Here is a 19367-nt window from a genome sequence, read left to right on the forward strand (position 1 = left end):
TCAGGCGACCGGAGGGTCGGCGGGAGGTGTGAGCCCGGGGATTCGTGGGGTGAGGTGACGGGTGGCGTGCACGGCCTGGTCCAGGTCGTCGTCGGTGAACTTGACTGACCGGGCGCGGACCCAGCCGAAGTGGTCAGCGGTGGTGATGGCGACGCCTTTGTCGGCCGGGCCGATCAGCTGGGCGGCGTCGACGGCATCGGGGTGGAGGTCACCGAGGGTCATTTTGGCGGTTTCGGGGTCGTGGACCTTGAGACAGATCCGCCCGCCGAGCTGTGCCCGTAGGGCGGAGATGCCGGGGCCGAGATCGGTGCCGACGCGTTGCCCGGCAAGGATGAGGTGGATACCGAGAGCCGCGCCGAGCTGGCCCAGGCGCAGCAGGTTCGTCGTGGCCCGCAGGGCGGCGTCCTTTTGTTCGCGTGAGGCGATCAGGTAGAGCTCTGCCAGTTCGTCGACGATGACGATGACCGGCGCCGGCCGCAGGTGCTCGGGTAGTTGCCAGATGTTGCGGGCGCGGTGTTCGCGGCACAGGGCCATGCGCCGTTCGGCCTCGGTGACCAGGTGCCCGAGCAGGTCAGCGGCTTGGGCACGGTCGTAGGCCAGCGCTGAGAGACGGGGAGCGAGCGAGGCGAGTTCCATGCCGCCTTTGCAGTCGATACCGACCAGCGCGATCGGCCGGGCCGCCCATTGAGCGACGGCCGCGTTGATCAGCGTGGACTTGCCGGACTGGGTTGCTCCGGTGATCAGCCAGTGCGGCAGCGCGATCAGGTCGAGGACCCAGCTCTGACCGTCTTCACGGTTGCCGATCTCCGCGCATAGATCCTCGGGAACGGCCACCGGCACGGCCGCCCCCGGCGACGTCGACCGGAGGTCGCGCATGCTGCTGTCACCGAGCGGGTCGGCCCGCAAGATCGTCAAGTCCACCCGCCCCCGCCGGGATGCTGCCGCCCGGACGGCGTGAACGCCCCAGGTGTGGGCCATGGCGTCGGCCGCGTCGATGAACGGTTGCGGAACCTGTCCCGGCTGCAGGGCCACCACAGCGGTTGCACCGAACCGGCGAGGCCGGATCTTGATCAGCAGCGGCACCGCTGGACGCAATGGCCGGCCTTTGACCACCAGCGAGCCGAAGACCCCCGTGTTCGGTCTCTCGCTGGCGGTCAGGTCAGCGTTCAACGTCAGCCGTGACCAGGTACGGCGCATCCGCCACAGCAGAAACCAGAACCCATAGCCGTACCAGTAGGCCACCGGACGACGGCGGCTCAGATAGGCACCGAGCAGCAGCCACAGCACGAACAGGCAGCCGAGGGCGATACCGACCCGGACCAGGGCGTCACCGAGCGCGGCGAGCCGCTCCCAGGTCATGCCCCATCCACTGAACGGGGCCGGAATCGATGGTTCCGAAGGCGGCGATGCAGGCGAGGGGGCCGGACTTCCCGGCGCGAGCACGCTCATGTGTTCGCCTGCTTCGTACGACCGGACGACGTCACGGCGGGAGTGTCGCCAGAGGCACGGGCGGTGGCCGCATAGATGGACGCGGCACGCCACGAGAGACCATGGCGGCCCTCGATTTCCCACAGCGACACTTCCGGCTCAGTCAAGGCGACCAGCGTTCCTTCCGTCACCCCGACCGGTTCGGCCGCTGTCTGCACGTCGATCACCGACGCCTTGCGGGTGCCGTTCCGCCGCACTGAAAGACCGGTCACCCAGAGCTGATTACCTTCGCGATCCTTGCGAGGATCACCATCGAGATTCGTCTTGCGCTCCGGAGCCGAAACGCACATCAAACCGGTAAGTCGAGTCAAGTCGACAGGGATGTTGCTGTTCACAGAAAAACTCCTTGAGAAATGGCGCTGGATGCGCCAACAAAATGGGAAAGCGGATTTGCGTCGAGGGCGAGTTCTTTCTTCGCGCCGAGGTGGTGCCCTGGCTGAAGGCATAGGGGTAATCATTGAGCAATTCCTTTCGGGTGCCGGGCAAGGAGGAGCCGAGGATTCCGTGAGGGTAAGCAGCGCGCGGAGGACCGGATACCGATGACAAATGCGGAGGCAGGATTCCCGTCGCTTAATGATGGGGCATCGACTGTCGCACAGCTACCCAACGACCTCTGACACTGTCTGACACCGGCCTAACAGCCTCTGACACCGACCCAACAGCGCCACCCAACAGCCTCTGACAGCAACCCAACAGCGCCGCCCAACTGGGTCTGACAGCACCCGGCAAACCCGCCGGCCGAGGCTCCCGCATCGTCGATCGACCGGCGGTCGGCATAGCAGCGCGCATAGCCGAGAACACGGACGCCGACCAGGCCCGGGACAGCCGATCGCAGCGGTCCGCCACCGCTGAAACGCCTGGCCTTTGGCAGGTTGGGTGCTTGAGGACGGTGTGCGTACAACTTTCCCTACTGGATCAAGAGAAGGGGAAAGAAGCCGACTAGCAGCAGGAGTGAGGCAGGGAGAGGGAGGGGTCGGGAGGGGGCATGCGGCCTACGGCCGGTCCCCCTCCCACCCCAAGGAGAAGGAACGCACCGACACGGGCACCACCAGCCAGAGCCAGCCACCAGCAACCGGCATCACGATCGAGCCCGACCAGGCGCGACCCCACACGACGGACCCGAGCGAGCCTCCGCTCCCGCGCCGATCCGTCCGTACAGCCCTATGCAGTTGTAAGAGAACTCCAAACCCCCCACGCACCTCGATACAGCAAGCGTAGATAAAGAGCTGCATTCATGCGAATCCCAGAAAAGGCGGGTCCGTCTTGTTCCGTCCGCTCCAGTCCAGAACGACATGGCAACGTGCTGAAAAAGACGGCTACATCCAGTGTCACGTTTCGGTAACATTAGCGAGGGGTCGCGGCTCCATCTCACGGTGCCCGCAGCTGGTGGGTCGCCGTTCGAATTGCTGCCGCACCGGCAAGCCGGATTGCCACCGAATAACTCGGTTGCGCACGCCACGTCCGAAGCCGACCCACGTCCGCCGGACTTTCTCGCGATGGAATCATGTAACAACGCTAGAGCCAAGCGCGCGGAACGACAACGATCGTCCAGCAATAAACGGTGGTCTCCGCTGGTCCCTAACCTAAAATCCCAGCTCACGGGCGCATTCAGGTCACCGAAGAAAGTCCGACTAACATTAGCCGGATTTACATGAACACACAGCGATGTTCCGTGACGCCGGAAGGCAGCGGGATGACGTTTACTGCGCTTTGGTTGCGCATCACGGCGCTTGAAATGTCGTCATCGCGTGTTGAAAGCACGAAGGCCCCGTCCGGCGAACCAGACGGGGCCTACCTTGCACGGTGCGCCAGCTAGATCGGCGAGGTCGCCTGACCCGAGCCGGGACAGGTCTTGCGCTCACCGGCCGCCTGATGCGGCGGGCAGGAGCTACCGGGCGGAACCCCTACCCGTGCACCGCAGGCAGAGCACTGACTTCCTGGAGGCATGTCTTGACTCCTTCGGGGATGACGTAGTCAGGAAACGGCTCCTCGGACGGCTCGGCGCCCACCATGGCACCGGTCGCCTGACACAGGAGCAGCATCGTCGTGCCGTCGGCGCACGCGAAAGAGATGCCATACGGCAGCGCAGCAATCGGGCTGCCTTTGTCGGCCGACGGCTGACCGACCAGACGCCAGGACGAGAACTGGGCTGGCCGTGCGACGTCGAGAAGCTGCGCGACGAACGTCACGAAGCGCGGAGCACGAAACGTCGGAAGCGGCATCACCTCGGGCATCGCCACCTCCATCACACCAGGCTCGACCCGGCCGTTGAGAAGCGCCGTCGAAGTCGACGTGAAGGTCACCTTCAAGCCGGCAATCGTGGTCGTTCTAGACCGCGCCACCGTCGGCCCCCACGGCTCCGTCGCCGTACCGTAACGCTCGACCTTGACGATGTCAGGGTGCTCGCTCGCGACCACCAACCGCTGGACGGCATCGAGGACCTGGCCGAGCTGCATGTCTGCTCCGATCGTTTCGCCTGTTCAGAGTCGCTGGGCAGTCTAGCCCGCCAGGCGGGCCACGCCCCGGCGGTCCATCACGCCAGCGCTGCGGATGTCGAGGGTTAATGACGGCCTCCGTCCCGGCTTAGGTTGCGGGTTGAGTGCGCTGCGCTGACGCACCAGGCCGCTTCGACGGCAGCGAGAGCGAGGATCAGCACTGACTCGACATCGACTCTGCTCCTGCCGCCAGCCCTCACTAGCAGGGCGAGAAAGCCCAGCAGACTGTCTTGTTCCCTCCGCCGGGAGATGGTCATGGAACTCTGCCGACGGCGGCGTAGCTGATGGCTTCGTGTTCATGGCCGTCGGCGGCTGGATCGAGCTCGGGGTGCCAGGCGATCGTGGAGACCAGTCCGGGTGGTTCGAGATCGAGACCGTCGAGGAACTTGGCGATCTCGTCGCGGGTGCGGGCCTGGAACGGGCCGTGTTTGGCCGAGTCGACCAGCTTGGTCAGCCGGCCCCGGATCCGCTCGTCGACCGGGTCGAAGGTGGCGTGTGAGCAGATCACGTAGCTACCCGGAGGTAGTGCCTCGATCAGGGTTCGCACGGCGCTGTACGGGTCGTCTTCGTCGGTGCAGAAATGCAGAATCGCAGCGAGGATCAGCGCGACAGGCTGGCTCATGTCGAGGGCGTCGGCCAACTGTGGGCTGGTCAGGATGTGCTGGGGCTGACGCAGGTCGCCGTGGAGGAACGCAGATCTGCCTTCCTCGGTGCTGACCGCCAAGGCGCGGATGTGAGCGGCGACCAGTTCACTGTGATCGACGTACAACACCCTCGCGGTCGGATCGACCCGTTGGGCGATTTCGTGGACCCCGGGGCTCATCGGCATCCCAGCGCCGATGTCGAGAAATTGCCGTATCCCTTTGTCTGCCGCCAGATATCGCACCGCGCGAAGCAGGAAGCTGCGATTCTCCCGGGCAGCAACGCGGATCGCCGGGAAGTGCTTCGCAATCTCCGCGGAGGAGGCCCGGTCCGCGGCGAAGTTGTCCTTACCGCCCAACAAGTCGTTGTAGCGCCGGGCCGGGTCCGGCCATGTGGGGTCGAGGCCGCGCGGGTCGCTCATCATGAGTCTGCTTCCAAGATTGTGTAAATATCCAGAACAGGAGCCCGCGGCGTGGTCTCGGGCACAGAGCAGGGGTCAGTGGCGTGCCAGCGTCCAGGCTGGGGGCGACGCTGGCACGCCACTGCGGAACCGGCCCGACGGAGCGACGGAGAAGATCGGGCCGGTATGCCAGATAAGACGAGACCCAGTCGAGACGGTCATTGCCGGCCGCCTGCCGCGGAGCTGCTGCATGTGTGAATTCCCGGCCAGCGCAGTAGCCGGTCGATGGTGAACATTGGCGTCAAAGCGGGCTGAATCAGTCCGCCCGCGGTGACCAACAGCCGCTGCCGGCCCGGCAGATGCGTCTGGTTACGGCGGGCGCAACAGTCCTCGAACGTGCGCCGCGCCGCGGCCAACGCCGCTGACTGCTGCAGCCCGAAAATCCGGTCGAGCATGCCCGCGGCGTCGCGACAGCTATGTTGCTGGTACACGGCCACTGCGTGCAAGAAGCCACCGATGATCGTCCGGGGCTGGTCACCGAACCCTTGAGCGAGCCGGATCAGGTCTGCGCAGGAATCGACGGCGTCCGGGGCACCGGCGACCACCGCCGCATCGCCGAGCACAGTCGCGGCGGCCAGCAGCGGAGCCGGATCTTCCACCTTCTGCCGGGCGGCCGTGGCGACGGCAGTACCGGCCAGCGTCATCGCTTTCCGAGGCCGATCGAGCCGCATCGCTGTCTCCGCCCGCAACGTGTGGCGAAGGACCGGGTCCGGGACCCGGTCGGCCGTTAAGACTCGATACGCGGTCAGCGGGAATGCCAGCACCATCCCGTACAAACGATCCAACTCGGTGGGGCCAAACAACCGAGCCAGTCCCGGACTCAAAAGCCCGGACGCCACCGCACCCGCGTATCGGCGTTCGCCGCGATTCCTCTCGGCCGCCACGGCTGCCTCGTACGGCCGTGTGGGGATGCCTGCGCCCGGTGAGCTTTGCTCGCTCGGATCCGCACCTGCCCATGCGGTAGAGACACACTGCTGCCCGTGCAAGGTCGAGCCGAGTCCGAAGCTGGTCATGGTCCCTCCCAGGTCAGAACGTGACGATCAGTCGGTGCCGGCGGGTCGCCACATGCGGTACAGGGGGATGCTGTCGGTGATCTCGATCGTCGGCGGGGTCATGTCGGTGTAGCCGTGACGGTGGTAGAGGCGCTGGTTTTGTGGGCTGGTGGCTTCCAGGTAGGCCGGGATCCCGTCGGCGTCGAGCCGGGCGTGGGTGTGGGCGAGTAGGCGGGCGCCAAGCCCGTGGTTCTGCCTTGGTGGGCGCACGGCCAGAAAGAGCAGGTGCCAGTGCGGGTCGGTCGGGTGGTGGGCGTCCATCTGTGCGTCGAGGTGCCGGAACCGGGGCAACGCGTCGCCGGCCAGCTTGACCAGCTGTTCGGAGTACTGGTCGGGTTCGGTGAACGGGCGGGTGCGGTCGAACCAGACCGCGGCCGCGCTGTGGTCCTCGGTCACGACGACCTGCCCGGCCCCGCCGATCGCATGGGCTATGTACAGCCGGTACCAGGCGCGGGAGACCGACCACCGGCGCGTTTGCTGCGGAACAAGGAAGCGGATCACGTCGAGGTCTTCGAAAGCCTCGGCGACGATGTCGGCCACGAGATCGATGTCGTCGGTTTCGGCGACACGCAGGGCGGGGATGATGCTGGCGGGAGTGTTCACCGGAGGGTGCCTTTCTCGTCAGAGGATCGTCTGCAGGCCGGAGGCGGTGGAGCTGCGGGTGCCGCGGCCGATGCCGGCGTAGACGTCCGGCCGGAGGCGCTTGAGGATCAACCCCCACACCGTTCCGCCGACGAGGATGGCCAGCAGGACGATGGGCACCCAGCGGGCGGGGCCGGTGCCGGGGTTGACGCCGAACAGCAGGTGCAGGTTGTCGACCGCCAGGAAGGCCAAAAGGAGCAGGATTCCGGTGGACAGCAGCGGGGCGAGCAGTCGTTGCCATACGCCTTCGCCCCGTGCGTCTTTGGCGAAGAACGCGATGACGGCGATGCTGGTCAACGTGTAGAGCAGCAGGACGGCGAACCCGCCGGTCGTCGACCCCAGGTAGAACAGTTGGACCAGCGGATCCCACCCGGCCACCGCGTACACGACCAGCACGGCCGCGGTGACCGCGCTCAGCACCAATGACGCCACGCGGGGTGCGCCTTTGAGGGTGGTGTGGCCGAACAGGCGGGGTAGAACGCCTTCGCGGCCCAGCGCGAATCCGTAGCGGGTGGCCGCGTTGTGGAAGGCGATCAGCGCGGCGATCAGTCCGGTGCCCAGGAACAGCCGTCCGATGATGACCGCAGTGTGGCCGAGGATGCCTGCGGCCTGGTTGAAGAACAGGTCCCCGCCCTGGCTGGTGGCTTGCTCGATGATGCTCGGCCCGCCGGCCGAGATTTGCACCAGCGACGCGTACACATACACCGCGGCGATGACCAGTACGGTGGCGTAGGTGGCGACCCGGATCGTTCGCCTCGGGTTCTTCGACTCCTCGATATAGACCACCGACTGCTCGACCCCGGCGAACGCGGTCATCCCGATCACTACGAGCACACCCGCGCTGGGACTCCATAAGTTGTCCAGCGACAGCGCGCCGGTGTTGAAGGTGAACCCGGCGGTGAGCATGATGGCCAGGCTGTAGACCAGCACCAGGATTGTTTCGGCGACGACCAGAACGACCAGGACTTTCTCGGACAGGCTGACCTCGTTCGCGCCCAGGACAGCGACCAGCACCCAGACGGTCAGCGCGAGGATCCACCAGGGAACGTCCAGGCCGACCCAGTCCGAGACCAGTGGCTGCACCAGGGCACCGAACCCGCCGAAGCAGCACATCAGGAAACTCGTGTAGGTGGCCAGCGCGAACCAGGACGTACCGACCCCGAGCGGTCGGCCCAGCCCCTGCGCGACATAGGCGTAGAAAGCGCCGGCGTTCGGAATGTGCCGGGCCATCGCCAGATAGCCGACCACGAACAGCAACAGAATCGCGGCGACCGTGATCACGGCAATCGGGAAACCGAGCAGCCCGGTCACCGCGACCGCGGTACTGACCACCAGCGTGACCACCGTCAACGGAGCCACCGACGACGCTATCGCGGCACCGATCGCGAACGGGCCCAAGCGGTTCGCCGCCAAAGCATGCGACACACTGCTGCCCGGCGCAGTGAGAGAACGTGAAGCGGACACCGAAGGCTTCCTCCAGCCAAGATCAAAGGGTGAGAAGTGCGCGTACGGAAGGGATAAGCGAGAAGGGGCTAGCGCATGGCGGCTTCACCGACAGCGGCGTCCGCAGCGCGCAACAATTCACGGCTCGGCTCGTCCAAGTCGCGCCGGAGGAGGTCCGACAGATACGACCGATCAGCCGGATCCAGAGTGGCGAACGCGTGAAGATGCAAGCCCGTGGCCAAGATCAACGCGGCAAGAAACAGCTCGTCCCGGCCCAGACGCGCCCTGCTTTGCACGGCAATACTGAGCCTGTTCGCGGGCGTACCAGAGACCACCGAGTCGCGCGGAACCAACGATGTCGTCGTCCCGCCCAAAAGGCGACGTTCCTGCCTCACTACGGCCAGCCCCAGCCGGGAAAGCCGGTCAGCAACGAGCGCCTCACCCCGGCCCTGATAAGCCAGATACGACAGCCACTCCTCATGCCGGTGACCGCGCCGCCGATGCCGGGTCTCCTCAGTCGGCGGCATCAGAGCACCGTCCGGTGCAGCCCGCAAGGGCGAGGTCCGGACGGAGCGCTCCGGTGTCCTGGCGTAGCCGTGCCGGCCATACGAGGCTGCCGCTTGCCATCCCTCGCGCGGACGAACAGGCACATCGACCGGCATGTCGGGCGGAGCCCAGCTCTGCTCCTCCGACTGCATTTTGCTTAGCAGCGACCTCAGGGCCGGATCATCGGGGCCATCCGCCCCAGAACGAAAGAGCTCACCGTCGTATAGCTGCAGATGACCGCCGTAAACCAGTTCCGCGAGCAACGCGGTCGCCAGCCCTACCCCCAACGCCCACGGGCCCAGCCGCGGCTGACCTTTGACGCCATCGTGCGCCGCCAGCCAAAACTCATCAGCAAGGCTTCTGTGGTACCCCATGTCGACTCGCCGCCTTACCTCCGGCTCGCGCTTCATCACCGAGCGCCTCTGCGGTCGTACCGCCTGTCGATCACCAGCCTGGTTGGATGCCTCCGGTGAACAAAGCCGACAGTCGTCAGCCGCTGTCAGCCAACGGCCACCATCGGGCTAGAGGTCATCCGGCCGACGTGACTACAGTTCGACGCATGAGCACGGAGCCGAAGCGAGCCAGCGAGTGGACGATCCATGGGGAGCGCGTTCTGGATGACACCCGGCGCGCGGTGCTGAGCATCGCCGACGTGGAGCTCCCGGACGGCGTCCGTTTCGAGCAGTACGTTCTCCGGATCCCGGGCGCGGCGATGGTCATCGTTCTCGACGACGAAGAACGCGTCCTTATGATGTGGCGCCATCGCTTCATCGTGGATCGATGGGTCTGGGAGCTGCCGGGAGGCTATCTCGACCCTGCCGAGGATCCCATGACCTGCGCCGCGCGCGAGGTAGAAGAGGAAACCGGCTGGCGTCCGCGCAGCATGGAAAAGCTCGTCACGTTCCAACCGATGGTCGGAACGATCGACCAGGAGAACGTCGTCTTCCTAGCACGAGGGGCCGACTTCACGGGGTCGGCACCTGATATCAACGAAGCTGAGCGAATCGGCTGGATACCGTTGGCTGACATTCAGCAGCACATGGACGACGGCTCCATCGTCGGCGCCGGTTCGGTGTCAGGATTGCTGGCGGTCCAACTCCTTAAGGCACAGGGAAAGCTCTAGCTTGCCTGGAGCACCGGCCGTACTCGCTCGGTGAACTGCCTGACCGGAGCCAACCCGACGTGCTTCCCGAGCCGGTTCGCCAAATCTGTGAGATAGTCACGCGCCCGAACCGAGTGAAGGCCTTCAGCCGCCTCGATCGCCTGGATCCCGACGCGGCTCGCTTCCTCCGGCTCCCCTGTCTGGACATACGTCAAGGCGAGTAGAGCGAGGTTGAACTGACGACCCCTTGCGTACTGCTTGCCGTCCATGTCAAGAGAGCGGGTGGCGAATCGCTGAGCAATGTCACCGCGTCCGAGAGTCGCGAAGCAGTGACCGAACTTGGCAGCCAGGTAAGCCTCATCGAAGTAGCCGATCCACTGCGGGTCCGCGGTGCGATCGGCCCTGTCGAACAGTTTCTCCGCCCTGTCCAAGGCAACAGCGCAGGCGGCCTCATCCCCATTCACCGCATGGCCCTGGGCTTCCAGCACAGCGGACTCCGCCTCGATAGCGGACACACCAGCCTCTACCGCTGATCGTCCAGCGGCCCGAGCCAAATCGACCGCTTCGGCCGAGGCTCGCCGGTAGGCAGATTGATGGCTCATCGCCGCCAGAATCTCCGCACCCAAGGCACGGTCACCGGCACCAGCTGCAAAGCGGAGCGCCTGCACGAGGTACCGCTGTGCAAGTCCATGCATCCCGGCGTCGTACGAGGCCCAGGCCGCCAACTGCGTTGTCTCCGCCACGGCGGCTAACAACGCGCGGCCAGTAACGGCGTCGTACCGCCCGTTGATCAGTTCCGTGACGTCGCCGTCCAGGAAACGAACGACGCTCTCACGAACGTGACCGCCGCCGAACTGGTTGTCCAACGCTCGGTAGGTCGACGTGATCCGGCGTATGGTCTCGATGTCGGGGCCACCAACCGCCCGCTCACCGCCACCCGTGGGCTGATCTTCGAGCGGCGACATGAGCCAACGCATGGCCGGCGGCATGAACGCCGTCGCGCTGAAGCCGACCCCCCGAAGTAGTGCTCGCCGCCGCATATCCCCTCGCCAAAGATCCACAGCGACATCTAAGCCGTGTCGCCAGTCAGCGGCGAACTCTAGCCCGTCCACCACGCTGACCGGGCCAGGTTCGACTTCTGGTGCGGATGGGATGCCGTCGGCTGACACCTCAACGACCAGGGAAGAAAGTTCCGACCCGGAACCCAAGGCCGCGTCCAACAGCGCGGCGATGGCGGCACTTGGTCGCTTCGTGCCGGCTTCGAGATCCCACAGGTACCCGTGCGAGCAATGAACTGCTCTGCCCAAGCGGCGCAACGAAAGCCCTTTAGCCTCCCGCAGATCCCGAAGTCGAACTCCAAAGTCAGGATCCACGATCATCGCTCGTCGACGCGACATAACTCGCTCCAGGTTGAGGGCAATACGCGGATCCGTCCTACGTGGATCTGCTGATACCGGAAGGCTACATCCAGCATCGGTCCCCGGAATGGTAGATTCCATCTTAAATAGGGCGTATTGGATCTGTCGGCTGACAAACCGGTGCCCCACCGATGTCCTGGATAGCCCCGAGGCAGAATTTGAGCCTGCCGAAAGAACGTGACACTTCCAGCTCCGATGACGCGCCGTTCCGAGTCGCCGCCCCACTCGCCGAATCGCGCCTCTTCACCAACGCGTCGAGACAATCAAGAGTCAGATTTCACTCACAGCGCTGGCGTGACTCGCTACGCACTCAATTCATGACCGCGAACGGACAACGCAAACTCCACGATTAGGCTGCGGTCGGTCACGGCATTGAATACAAAGTCAAACAAGACTCCGCACCTACGTACGCAGATCTACCGAATTGAATACACCAACATGTACTACGAGTGCACCTGATCCACCTTCAAATTGTGTCCAGCAATCCCGTTGCCTTCAGTTCGGCGGCACGGCGCTGGTACTCCTCGCGAGTCGCCATAACCGGGATCCGAAGCATCCATTCCCAGGCCTCGTCAAGACATTCAGTTTCGAACTGTCCAGACTTTCTCGAATACAGACGAATCAATCCTAGAGCCAAGCGGTTTCCGCACACCACAGTAGCGATTAGCTTCTCAAGGTCGTCGCCGATCGGATCCACATCGGGAGCCGCGTCGTCGTCTTTTCGTTGGATGTGATCATCGACAGAATGCAGTACCACCATCATTAGATTCCAAGCTCTCTGACCATCAGCGCGCCAAGTGGAACGCGACATCTCCGCTTCGCGGAGTAGCGGCCCCACCTGCAGCTTTTCGGGATTTAGGTAGCCCGCCATCGCCATCGCCGCCATTGACCCGAGCAGCAACTGTGTCTGCGCAACGAGCGCGCCGAATGGATCGGCAGCAACCGACTTGCTCCAGTACGATAGGGCTGATCTATAGTTCGACCTCTCGCATTTCAGCCGTGCGCGAATAAGTCGTATCGCCGCCTCGGCGCAACGTCTCGGGAGCTGTGTAGATTCTGGCACAACATAGGCCCTGCCGACGGACTTAGCTTCCTTCGGAATACTCCCGAACTCAGACACGAGCGGCTGGCGGCGCGCATCAGCCATCAGCAAATCCACGATATCCGTACGAGACCAAACCTCGCATTCCAATCCGTCGACACTGCCAGATATCGCCTCATTGATCAACAGCGGATGAGTACCTGGATAGTTAACTACAAATATCCACTTTTGCATAAATCCTGGTATTTCCAGGTGTCGGACTGCTACTGCCAAATCTGCACGCATTTTCGCCACGGCCTCCTTGATCCGAAAATAGGGATCAGGACCGTAGCAGGCAAAGACCGTGCGCTCTTCGAACAAGTAGCCGTCGCATCCTTGATCCCCTAAATTTCCTAGAGATGCAGTATTGCGATAATTCCGCCCATGGACCGTACGCATCACGCCGTCGAAGAGACGCTGGAATCCCTCGCCTCGCACACTCCTTAGCTCCACATCAAGGAGGATCCGATAGTAGTTCCGGATCCAGTCAGGTGCGTCCCGTAGATAATCGAATCGAAGCGTTTCGGCCATGTCGAAATAATAGATGACCGAATCGATCAAGCATGCCTGCGCGCATGACGGAGGACTGGCGTTCAGCTTCTGAAGGGCCTCCCACGGTCGATCTCTCCCATGGAACGACTCAACTGATGCCACGGCCACGCTTGTGGGTAAGATCGCGCTACACGCCTCCTCCAGTCGGGTTGTCCTGAGGCCCGGACGCTTCCAAGATCGATCTCGGCCCGTCCGGCCGGCTCGATCATCTGCGACTTCTTTATCAATTTACAAGGCCAGAAGTTACCACTAGAGTCCGGCTGACCGTTCGTAGTCCGCGCGGAGAGCTACCAGATATGAGCAGGTCGGCGTTGGAGCCAGGAGACAAGCGCACCGGGGTGTTCATCCACGCCGAAGGCACGGATCATCAATGTGTCGTCGGATCGATCTGGGTTGACCCTAAGCTCGGCGTGCTTGCAGAAATCCCGTATATCGAGTTTGGAACCGAACAGTTTGCGGTTCCAGCGAATTGGTTCAACAACGACAAACCGCCATCGAGCCTGCTGTTCAGATCAGAGGACCTACACGTCTCACTCTACGGCTGCAGGGTGATCCGCACCGTCAAGGGTACCCATCTCGATATCGGTCGCTTGCGAGCACGAGAGGCCGTGTTCGCGGAACGCACTGGCGAGACCGAAAGCCAGCTTCTTGTTACAAAGATGGTCTCGCGCATTGACGGCTTGGCCGCCTGGTCCGATCTGTCGTCGATCGATTACACAACGGAGCTCATTGATCGCGCAGGGCCTCGCCGGATGCGAGTCCGCTACACACTGGAGCCCAATAAGGGTCTTGAGTGGAACCAAGGGTCCGCTCGAATGAGCATTTGGACACACTGGACACAGGCCGATGGCAGCGGCCGCGGTATCCACCTAGCAGACGACGTGATCCTCGTAAGCCGGTTCCCCAAGCCGAGCCCGGTCGATATGCACCTTTCGGAGCACAGGAAGTTCCGCGACCTGTTGTCGATTCTTTCCGGGCCTGGAGTGCGCTTCGTCGAGCACTTCGTGAGAGACCACGGATTCGGGATGCGAATGCTCGACGGCAAGACGCGCGGCGCGGCTTATGAGCGCGTCATTTCGGCGGGCACCATAGCTGAGAACAGCCAAGAAGCCGTGCCGACGTCGGACTGGCCGATCATTGCGAGCAAAGACTTCGCGGCGTCGGATCTTGAGTGGTGGGCGATGGAATATGACAGGTCGCGCCGATCCATCCTCCCCGTAGCGTCGATACTTCAGCGGCCCCATTTTTTCGCGGAGGATAAAGTCATAAATTGCTCGATGAGCATTGAGGCACTAGGCAGCAATCTAGGTAACACTTCGGGGGAAGGACCCACTCTGAGCGGCAGAGGCGCTAGGCCCACAACCAGCACGTACTTCTACCGAGTGATCGAGGCACTGGACATCGACGTTTCTGCAGTAGCGGCAGACCGAATCGAACTGGCAAGAGCAATGGCGAGTACCTACAACACGATAAAGCATCCCGATCGCGGCGACTTTCCCGACGCCTTCCACAGCATCTATGCAGGCAAGCTTTCTTTGGCATTAGCACGGATGGCCATTCTTCAACGCCTCCCAAACGCCGGCACAAATGTAGCCAAGTACGCCAAGGGATGGCAGATATCCCGAATCTTTGATGACATGAAGGCCAACGGAATCGAGGTGATGGCGGGAAGGTTCATCTCCACGCCATAGGCTGATCGAACAACACCCGCGGCTCGATGCCCGATTGCTTGCGCCCTCAGGTGTGAACTTCGCGCACGGTCGCGCGCGATTTCATCGCCACTTTCCCGTCCTCGGATCAACGAACTCCTCGAGGCCGACCAGCATCGAGCGCTTGGGTTTCGGTGGGATGCCGTCCGGAAATCGACCGCGCAAATCAGCGACGTGCTTCTCCAGGAACGACCTCCGCCTCTCTGCTTCAGGGTCTTCTGGGTGAGAACTCAGGAAGCCGCTTGCAGCTGCGACGAGTGAAGAGTCCATCAACATCGCCATTAGCAGTACCAACCACCCGGAATATGCGTAACCTGGATAAGGCAGCCAAGAGAAGCGTGAGTTCTCGAGTCGATCGGGAAAGGTACTGCCGAACGCCGCAACGCGGGCCGCCTTAGTAGCCACACCCAGCAGTTGGTCGTACGGGACAGACCGAGCCAAGTCCAAGTGCTCTCGCCGCCTGTTCAGAACGAGGTCAAGGTAGTCGACAAGCGTCTCCGCTTCAGCCTCTGTTCGAGCCCACCGAAGCCGAATCACACTCTCTACAAGGAGTTCCGAGCCGACCGCCAGAACACCGATCCGATCGGCCGCGAGCACTTGCTCGCAGGCTGCACGCATCTCACGAAGTTCCGTCGGTTCGTAGTGCGCGGCAGCTTGGCCTCGCGGCACACGCGGGAGCCACCAATTGAATTCCTCCAGGGCAAGGTTCGCAGCCTCGCGGTAGGCGTCGTCCTCGTTCATGCCAGCCGGCCTCTCGTGTAAGACCGCGTACTCCAGGCATCTCCGAATCGGACGCTCCGCTAAGCGAGCTAGCCGATCTTCCCCATCAGACGACTTGGCCATGCGATGCATGTAAACGAGGACTTGCCACTCGACCTGCGTCCGACGGACACCCGCGCAGGCGATCGTCTCCAAGCTACTGACGAGGTCCGCTGAGGGTACTGAGTACGTGCCGAAGCCGCGGCCCAACCCGCGACGATCATTCCGAGGCACCAGTCCCCGCGCCCGCCACCGTTCTAGCTGATAGGGGCTGACCTGGATTCCTCGCTTGGCAAGAACTTCAAGCGCCATGGCGTCGGTCGTGCTCGGCTCCCTCGGCACCGTTGAAACTTACAACTCCGCAATGGTTAAGAGAACAGGTCAATCGGCGCCGCTTTACTAGCTCTCGTGAGGTTCACGGACGCAACGATGATCGTCTTCAGCGCAGCTGCCGTACTGTCCACGACCGGGTTGTTGGCGCTCACGATGGTGCTTCGCGGCTCGACACCACAGGAGCGCCCAGAACTGCTCGCAGCCGTCGCCAACCTGATCCGCGCGTGGCGCTTTCCCGTAAACGATGGATCGGCGCCGCCACCTCCGAGCCAGGCGGATGTTCCCCGCACTCCGCGGAAGATCGGGCAGCGCTCTCGACCTACTCCACTAGTCCGCAAGTTGGACGTCCGCACAGCCCACGACCAGCTATCGGGTGACAAGAGACCTCTCGTTGACACCCCGCGTAGCCGTAGGGACGAAGGTCGGAGCCCTCGAAGCCGTGGCCGGCGACGTCGCCAGCTTTAGGCACCAAGCAAGGCAAACGGAGGTCTTGTGAGCCCGCCGTGTGCCCGGACGCCCCTGGACGAGACGTCATGGCCGATCATCATGCGGAACCGACAGCGGTGTCTACCTGGACAGATAGACACCGCTGCGGACGATCGGGGAGTGATCAACACGGGTTGGATGGAGCTTCTAATCCGTCGGTCGCAGGTTCGAATCCTGCCGGGCGCGCTCACTATCGAAGCGGATCACGAGGCGTTCGTTCAGCGTCGCAAGAGGCGTAAGCGCCGTAAACCTGTCAAACAGGTCCGGGATCAACCTGCATAGAAGGCCGCAAATCGTCTTATCTGCGTTCTGCAGACAGCCTGCTGCCGACGGCGAGTGCACGAGAGAGGGTTGCTGACTGCCGAGGTGCACCTGACGATTACGTCAGGAGGACCGTCATGACACTGAACTCAGACACCTCAGCGACCGGCAGTCCCATCTACTACCCAGGTCCGGGCATTGTGGTCACCGGCACGCACATCGAGACCGAAGACTCGATCTACCGGGTTCGCGATCTCGTTGTCGAGGACCCCACCTATCTGTACATCCACCCGGCGCGCGCGATCGCCTTCTACTGCGGGGCGCTCGAGCTGCTGATGGCCATCGGCTTCGCGGCGCTCCACGGCACGGCCGGCTGGATGCTCTGCGTGGCCGGCGTGCTGGCCGCGGTGGGCATGGGCGGGGCGATCTGGATCGACGACTACCGCAACCCGCGCCACATGGAACTGACCGCTCTGCACAAGGGACGCCGGGTCCTGTTGTTCAGTTCGGACAACCAGCGTGTCTTCGAGCAGGTGCGCCGGGCGGTCGTCCGCGCGGTCGAGGCCAACCGCCGGCCGCGACCCTGACGCGGGCGCGCCGACCGGGGTGAGCCGCGCGCAGCTCAGCCCGCCCGCATCTCGCCCCGGATCGATTTGATCATCTGTAGGGCCCGATCGCCCGTACGCCCGTAGTCGAGCAAATCTTTGAACAGGTCGTTGTGCCGATCGACCGCCTCGGGGTCAGTGATGAGAAAGTCCACTCCGGCGGCACCCTCGACGAACAACACGTCCCCGTGCGTGTAGCCGGAGAACTTGAGCAGCTCGAATGAGCCACCAAGACCGGAGTGGTGCTCCAGGTCGAGCGGGGCAACGCCGATGGTGTAAACGTCTGTGTTCTCCGCCAGCGCCAGAAGGTGGTCGAGCTGGCGGGCCATGACTTCCCGCCCACCGATCGGGCGCCGGAGCACCGCCTCATCGAGCACCGCTACCACCTTCGGCGGATTTTCGCCCTGCTGCCGCTCGGACAGGGCCTGCTGGCGGTCGAGGCGAAGCTGCACACGCGCTTTTACCTGCTCGTCGTTCGGGTCGGCCCGGAGCGTACGGGCCGTGTTGGCGCGCGCATACTCCCTCGTTTGAAGCAACCCCGGAACGGCAAGCAATTGCCAGGTCTGGATGACCGAGGCTTCGTTCTCGAAAGCGACGAAGTCAGCGATGGCGCCGGTCAGACGATGGCGGCTGTACCACTGCCGGGAGCGCGACGTCCGGGCGAGCCGGGACAGTTCCGCGACGACGTTCTGGTCGGTGATGCGGTAGTGCCCCAGAAGTGCACGAACCTCCAAAGGCTGGACCGTGACCTCGCCTTTTTCGATTCTGGTCAGTTTCGATACGGACCAATCCATGGTTTTGGCGACGCCGGCAACACTCAGGCCCAGACCCTCCCGCAATGACTTCAGGCGCTGCGCTACGTTCGCCCTGGCAAGCTTGGGTCCGACCTCTTCGAGCGGCACGACGGACTGGTCGAACGCGTCCGACATGCCATGCACCTTCCGCAGGTTTATCCACTCAGCGGCTCTACCTGCAAATTGCAGGTGGCCGAAGCCTACCGGCGGAATCCTACCGCACGGATAGATGTCAATGATCGGCTCGGCCGAATTGCGCCACTGGCACCGGCACAGGGATCCGGAACGTTGAATCTTCAGGTACCGTGAGTGATCGGTCGACTCCGATGGGGCAGTCCGACCTGAGGCGTAGCTGAAGGCACGGCGTTCAGTTGCGCCACCACGCCGCCCATGCGACATGGCCGTTCGATTCCATGGGCGATCGTTCGCCGTTCACGGGAGGCACAGTGGACAACGAAACCGCGCCTGGATGGCACAAGAGCAGGAGAAGCAGCACAGGGAACTGTGTAGAGATCAAAAGGGAGGGCGAGCAGGTGCTGATGCGGGACACGAAGGACCGCTCCGGCCCGGTCCTCACCTTCGACATCGACGCCTTTCGAGCCTTCATCGCCGAACTGAAGGATGAGCGATCGCCGCTGACCGCCCTGGACTCCGACTAGCCGCCGATCAGCTTCGCCATCAGCGCACGCGCATCGTCGCCGGTCACGGCGACGCTCATCAACGCACCCACCTTCTGCCGATAAGCATCGATCCGCTCATCGTCGTCCTCGATGTCGTCCCCGAACGGCCCCTCCGAGAAGGCCAGGCTGCCGTCCACGGAATCGTGAACCTCGAAGTTGCCGGCGAGGCCGGGGTGCGCGCCAAGCTCGAACGGAACGACCCCGATGCGGACGTTCGGCTTACGGGACAGCTCGATGAGATGTTCGATCTGCTTCCGCGTCGCGTCCGAACCGGCGCGCATCCGGCGCAGCACCGACTCGTCGATGACGACGTTCACCTGCGGGGCGTCGTGACTCTCGAGCCGCTTGATGAACGCCGCGTGCCGCTCGTTGCGGAGCCGTACGCGATCGGTGGCGCGCTCGTCGGAGGCCGCCAAGCCGGAGATGCCGAGGAATGACTCCTCCGCGTACGCCGGCACCTGAAGCACGCCAGGGACCAGGTAGGGAGCGTTGTAGAAGACGGTCCGAGCGACTCTCTCAGCGTCCCGGAGCCGCCGAAAGGCCTCCGAGTCGTGCAGGTTGTCGAACATCTTCGTCATCGTCACGCCCTCCATGGACCGATGGTAGCCTGATTGCGGCACGCAAACAGCCGATTGCAGTTTTCCGAACGCGGACTGCAGAGTACACTGAGCCGCCGACGCCCCCATAGAGGGCACGCGGAGGTTCCGGGCCCCACGCTCGTGCCCTGCGGCTGTTCCTCCAGTGAGCGCGGAAAAGACCCCATGGAGACGGCGCCGTACGAGCGCCGGGGATCGAACAGCCGGAACGGACCACCAGCCG

17 protein-coding genes are annotated in these 19367 nt (G+C 63.6%); 4 read left to right on the forward strand and 13 right to left on the reverse strand.

The annotated features are described in order from the left end of the window. From C8E87_RS09515 to C8E87_RS09550, 8 genes are all read right to left on the reverse strand, one after another. Positions 1 to 1359: an FtsK/SpoIIIE domain-containing protein gene (locus C8E87_RS09515; RefSeq protein WP_133872737.1), complete on the reverse strand. Its 1359-nt coding sequence runs from the start codon at positions 1357 to 1359 to the stop codon at positions 1 to 3. Positions 1360 to 1445: 86 nt separating this feature from the next. Next, a complete protein-coding gene (locus tag C8E87_RS09520; protein WP_133872738.1) occupies positions 1446 to 1823 on the reverse strand; it encodes a hypothetical protein in 378 nt (125 codons plus the stop codon). 1569 nt (positions 1824 to 3392) lie between these two features. Next, positions 3393 to 3944, reverse strand: coding sequence for a hypothetical protein (locus C8E87_RS09525; RefSeq protein ID WP_133872739.1), 552 nt, complete (start codon positions 3942 to 3944; stop codon positions 3393 to 3395). 292 nt (positions 3945 to 4236) lie between these two features. Continuing rightward, entirely contained in the window at positions 4237 to 5049 is an 813-nt protein-coding gene (locus C8E87_RS09530) for an SAM-dependent methyltransferase (RefSeq protein WP_133872740.1), read from the reverse strand. 194 nt (positions 5050 to 5243) lie between these two features. Next, complete coding sequence (locus C8E87_RS09535; RefSeq protein WP_133872741.1) at positions 5244 to 6098, reverse strand: hypothetical protein; 855 nt, start codon at positions 6096 to 6098, stop codon at positions 5244 to 5246. A gap of 27 nt (positions 6099 to 6125) precedes the next feature. Continuing rightward, complete coding sequence (locus tag C8E87_RS09540) at positions 6126 to 6740, reverse strand: GNAT family N-acetyltransferase (protein WP_133872742.1); 615 nt, start codon at positions 6738 to 6740, stop codon at positions 6126 to 6128. A gap of 18 nt (positions 6741 to 6758) precedes the next feature. Next, entirely contained in the window at positions 6759 to 8243 is a 1485-nt protein-coding gene (locus tag C8E87_RS09545) for an APC family permease (protein ID WP_438866034.1), read from the reverse strand. A 68-nt stretch (positions 8244 to 8311) separates the two neighbouring features. Then, the gene (locus C8E87_RS09550; protein ID WP_239079990.1) at positions 8312 to 9178 is read right to left on the reverse strand and encodes a GPP34 family phosphoprotein; all 867 of its coding nucleotides are present in this window, start codon (positions 9176 to 9178) and stop codon (positions 8312 to 8314) included. A 149-nt stretch (positions 9179 to 9327) separates the two neighbouring features. On the opposite strand from C8E87_RS09550, the gene C8E87_RS09555 reads away from it, so the two are divergent. After that, the gene (locus tag C8E87_RS09555; RefSeq protein WP_133872744.1) at positions 9328 to 9891 is read left to right on the forward strand and encodes an NUDIX hydrolase; all 564 of its coding nucleotides are present in this window, start codon (positions 9328 to 9330) and stop codon (positions 9889 to 9891) included. On the opposite strand, the gene C8E87_RS09560 is transcribed toward C8E87_RS09555, so the two are convergent. After that, positions 9888 to 11249: a helix-turn-helix domain-containing protein gene (locus tag C8E87_RS09560; RefSeq protein WP_166661125.1), complete on the reverse strand. Its 1362-nt coding sequence runs from the start codon at positions 11247 to 11249 to the stop codon at positions 9888 to 9890. The two genes, C8E87_RS09555 and C8E87_RS09560, sit on opposite strands and share 4 nt — an antisense overlap. Positions 11250 to 11754: 505 nt before the next feature. Next, on the reverse strand, positions 11755 to 12930 hold the full coding sequence (locus C8E87_RS09565) for a hypothetical protein (RefSeq protein ID WP_133872746.1): 1176 nt from the start codon (positions 12928 to 12930) through the stop codon (positions 11755 to 11757). A 287-nt stretch (positions 12931 to 13217) separates the two neighbouring features. On the opposite strand from C8E87_RS09565, the gene C8E87_RS09570 reads away from it, so the two are divergent. Then, complete coding sequence (locus C8E87_RS09570; RefSeq protein WP_133872747.1) at positions 13218 to 14612, forward strand: ApeA N-terminal domain 1-containing protein; 1395 nt, start codon at positions 13218 to 13220, stop codon at positions 14610 to 14612. A gap of 81 nt (positions 14613 to 14693) precedes the next feature. Here the strand turns inward: C8E87_RS09570 and C8E87_RS09575 are convergent, their stop codons facing one another. Next, positions 14694 to 15371, reverse strand: a complete 678-nt coding sequence (locus tag C8E87_RS09575; protein ID WP_133872748.1) for a hypothetical protein — start codon at positions 15369 to 15371, stop codon at positions 14694 to 14696. Between the two features lie 1235 nt (positions 15372 to 16606). Between C8E87_RS09575 and C8E87_RS09580 the strand changes: the two genes are divergently transcribed. Then, complete coding sequence (locus C8E87_RS09580) at positions 16607 to 17056, forward strand: DUF6232 family protein (protein ID WP_133872749.1); 450 nt, start codon at positions 16607 to 16609, stop codon at positions 17054 to 17056. A 35-nt stretch (positions 17057 to 17091) separates the two neighbouring features. Here the strand turns inward: C8E87_RS09580 and C8E87_RS09585 are convergent, their stop codons facing one another. Beyond that, positions 17092 to 18003 (reverse strand): helix-turn-helix domain-containing protein, encoded by a 912-nt coding sequence (locus tag C8E87_RS09585; protein ID WP_166661126.1) that lies wholly within the window; start codon positions 18001 to 18003, stop codon positions 17092 to 17094. A 311-nt stretch (positions 18004 to 18314) separates the two neighbouring features. Here C8E87_RS09585 and C8E87_RS09590 point away from each other — a divergent pair, with 311 nt between their 5' ends. Then, positions 18315 to 18527 carry a DUF397 domain-containing protein gene (locus tag C8E87_RS09590; RefSeq protein WP_239079986.1) on the forward strand — a complete coding sequence of 71 codons (213 nt, stop codon included), beginning with the start codon at positions 18315 to 18317 and terminating at the stop codon, positions 18525 to 18527. On the opposite strand, the gene C8E87_RS09595 is transcribed toward C8E87_RS09590, so the two are convergent. Continuing rightward, complete coding sequence (locus C8E87_RS09595) at positions 18524 to 19234, reverse strand: DUF5753 domain-containing protein (RefSeq protein WP_133872752.1); 711 nt, start codon at positions 19232 to 19234, stop codon at positions 18524 to 18526. The two genes, C8E87_RS09590 and C8E87_RS09595, sit on opposite strands and share 4 nt — an antisense overlap. Between the last annotated feature and the right edge of the window lie 133 nt (positions 19235 to 19367).

Source organism: Paractinoplanes brasiliensis, assembly GCF_004362215.1.
GTDB classification, from domain to species: domain Bacteria; phylum Actinomycetota; class Actinomycetes; order Mycobacteriales; family Micromonosporaceae; genus Actinoplanes; species Actinoplanes brasiliensis.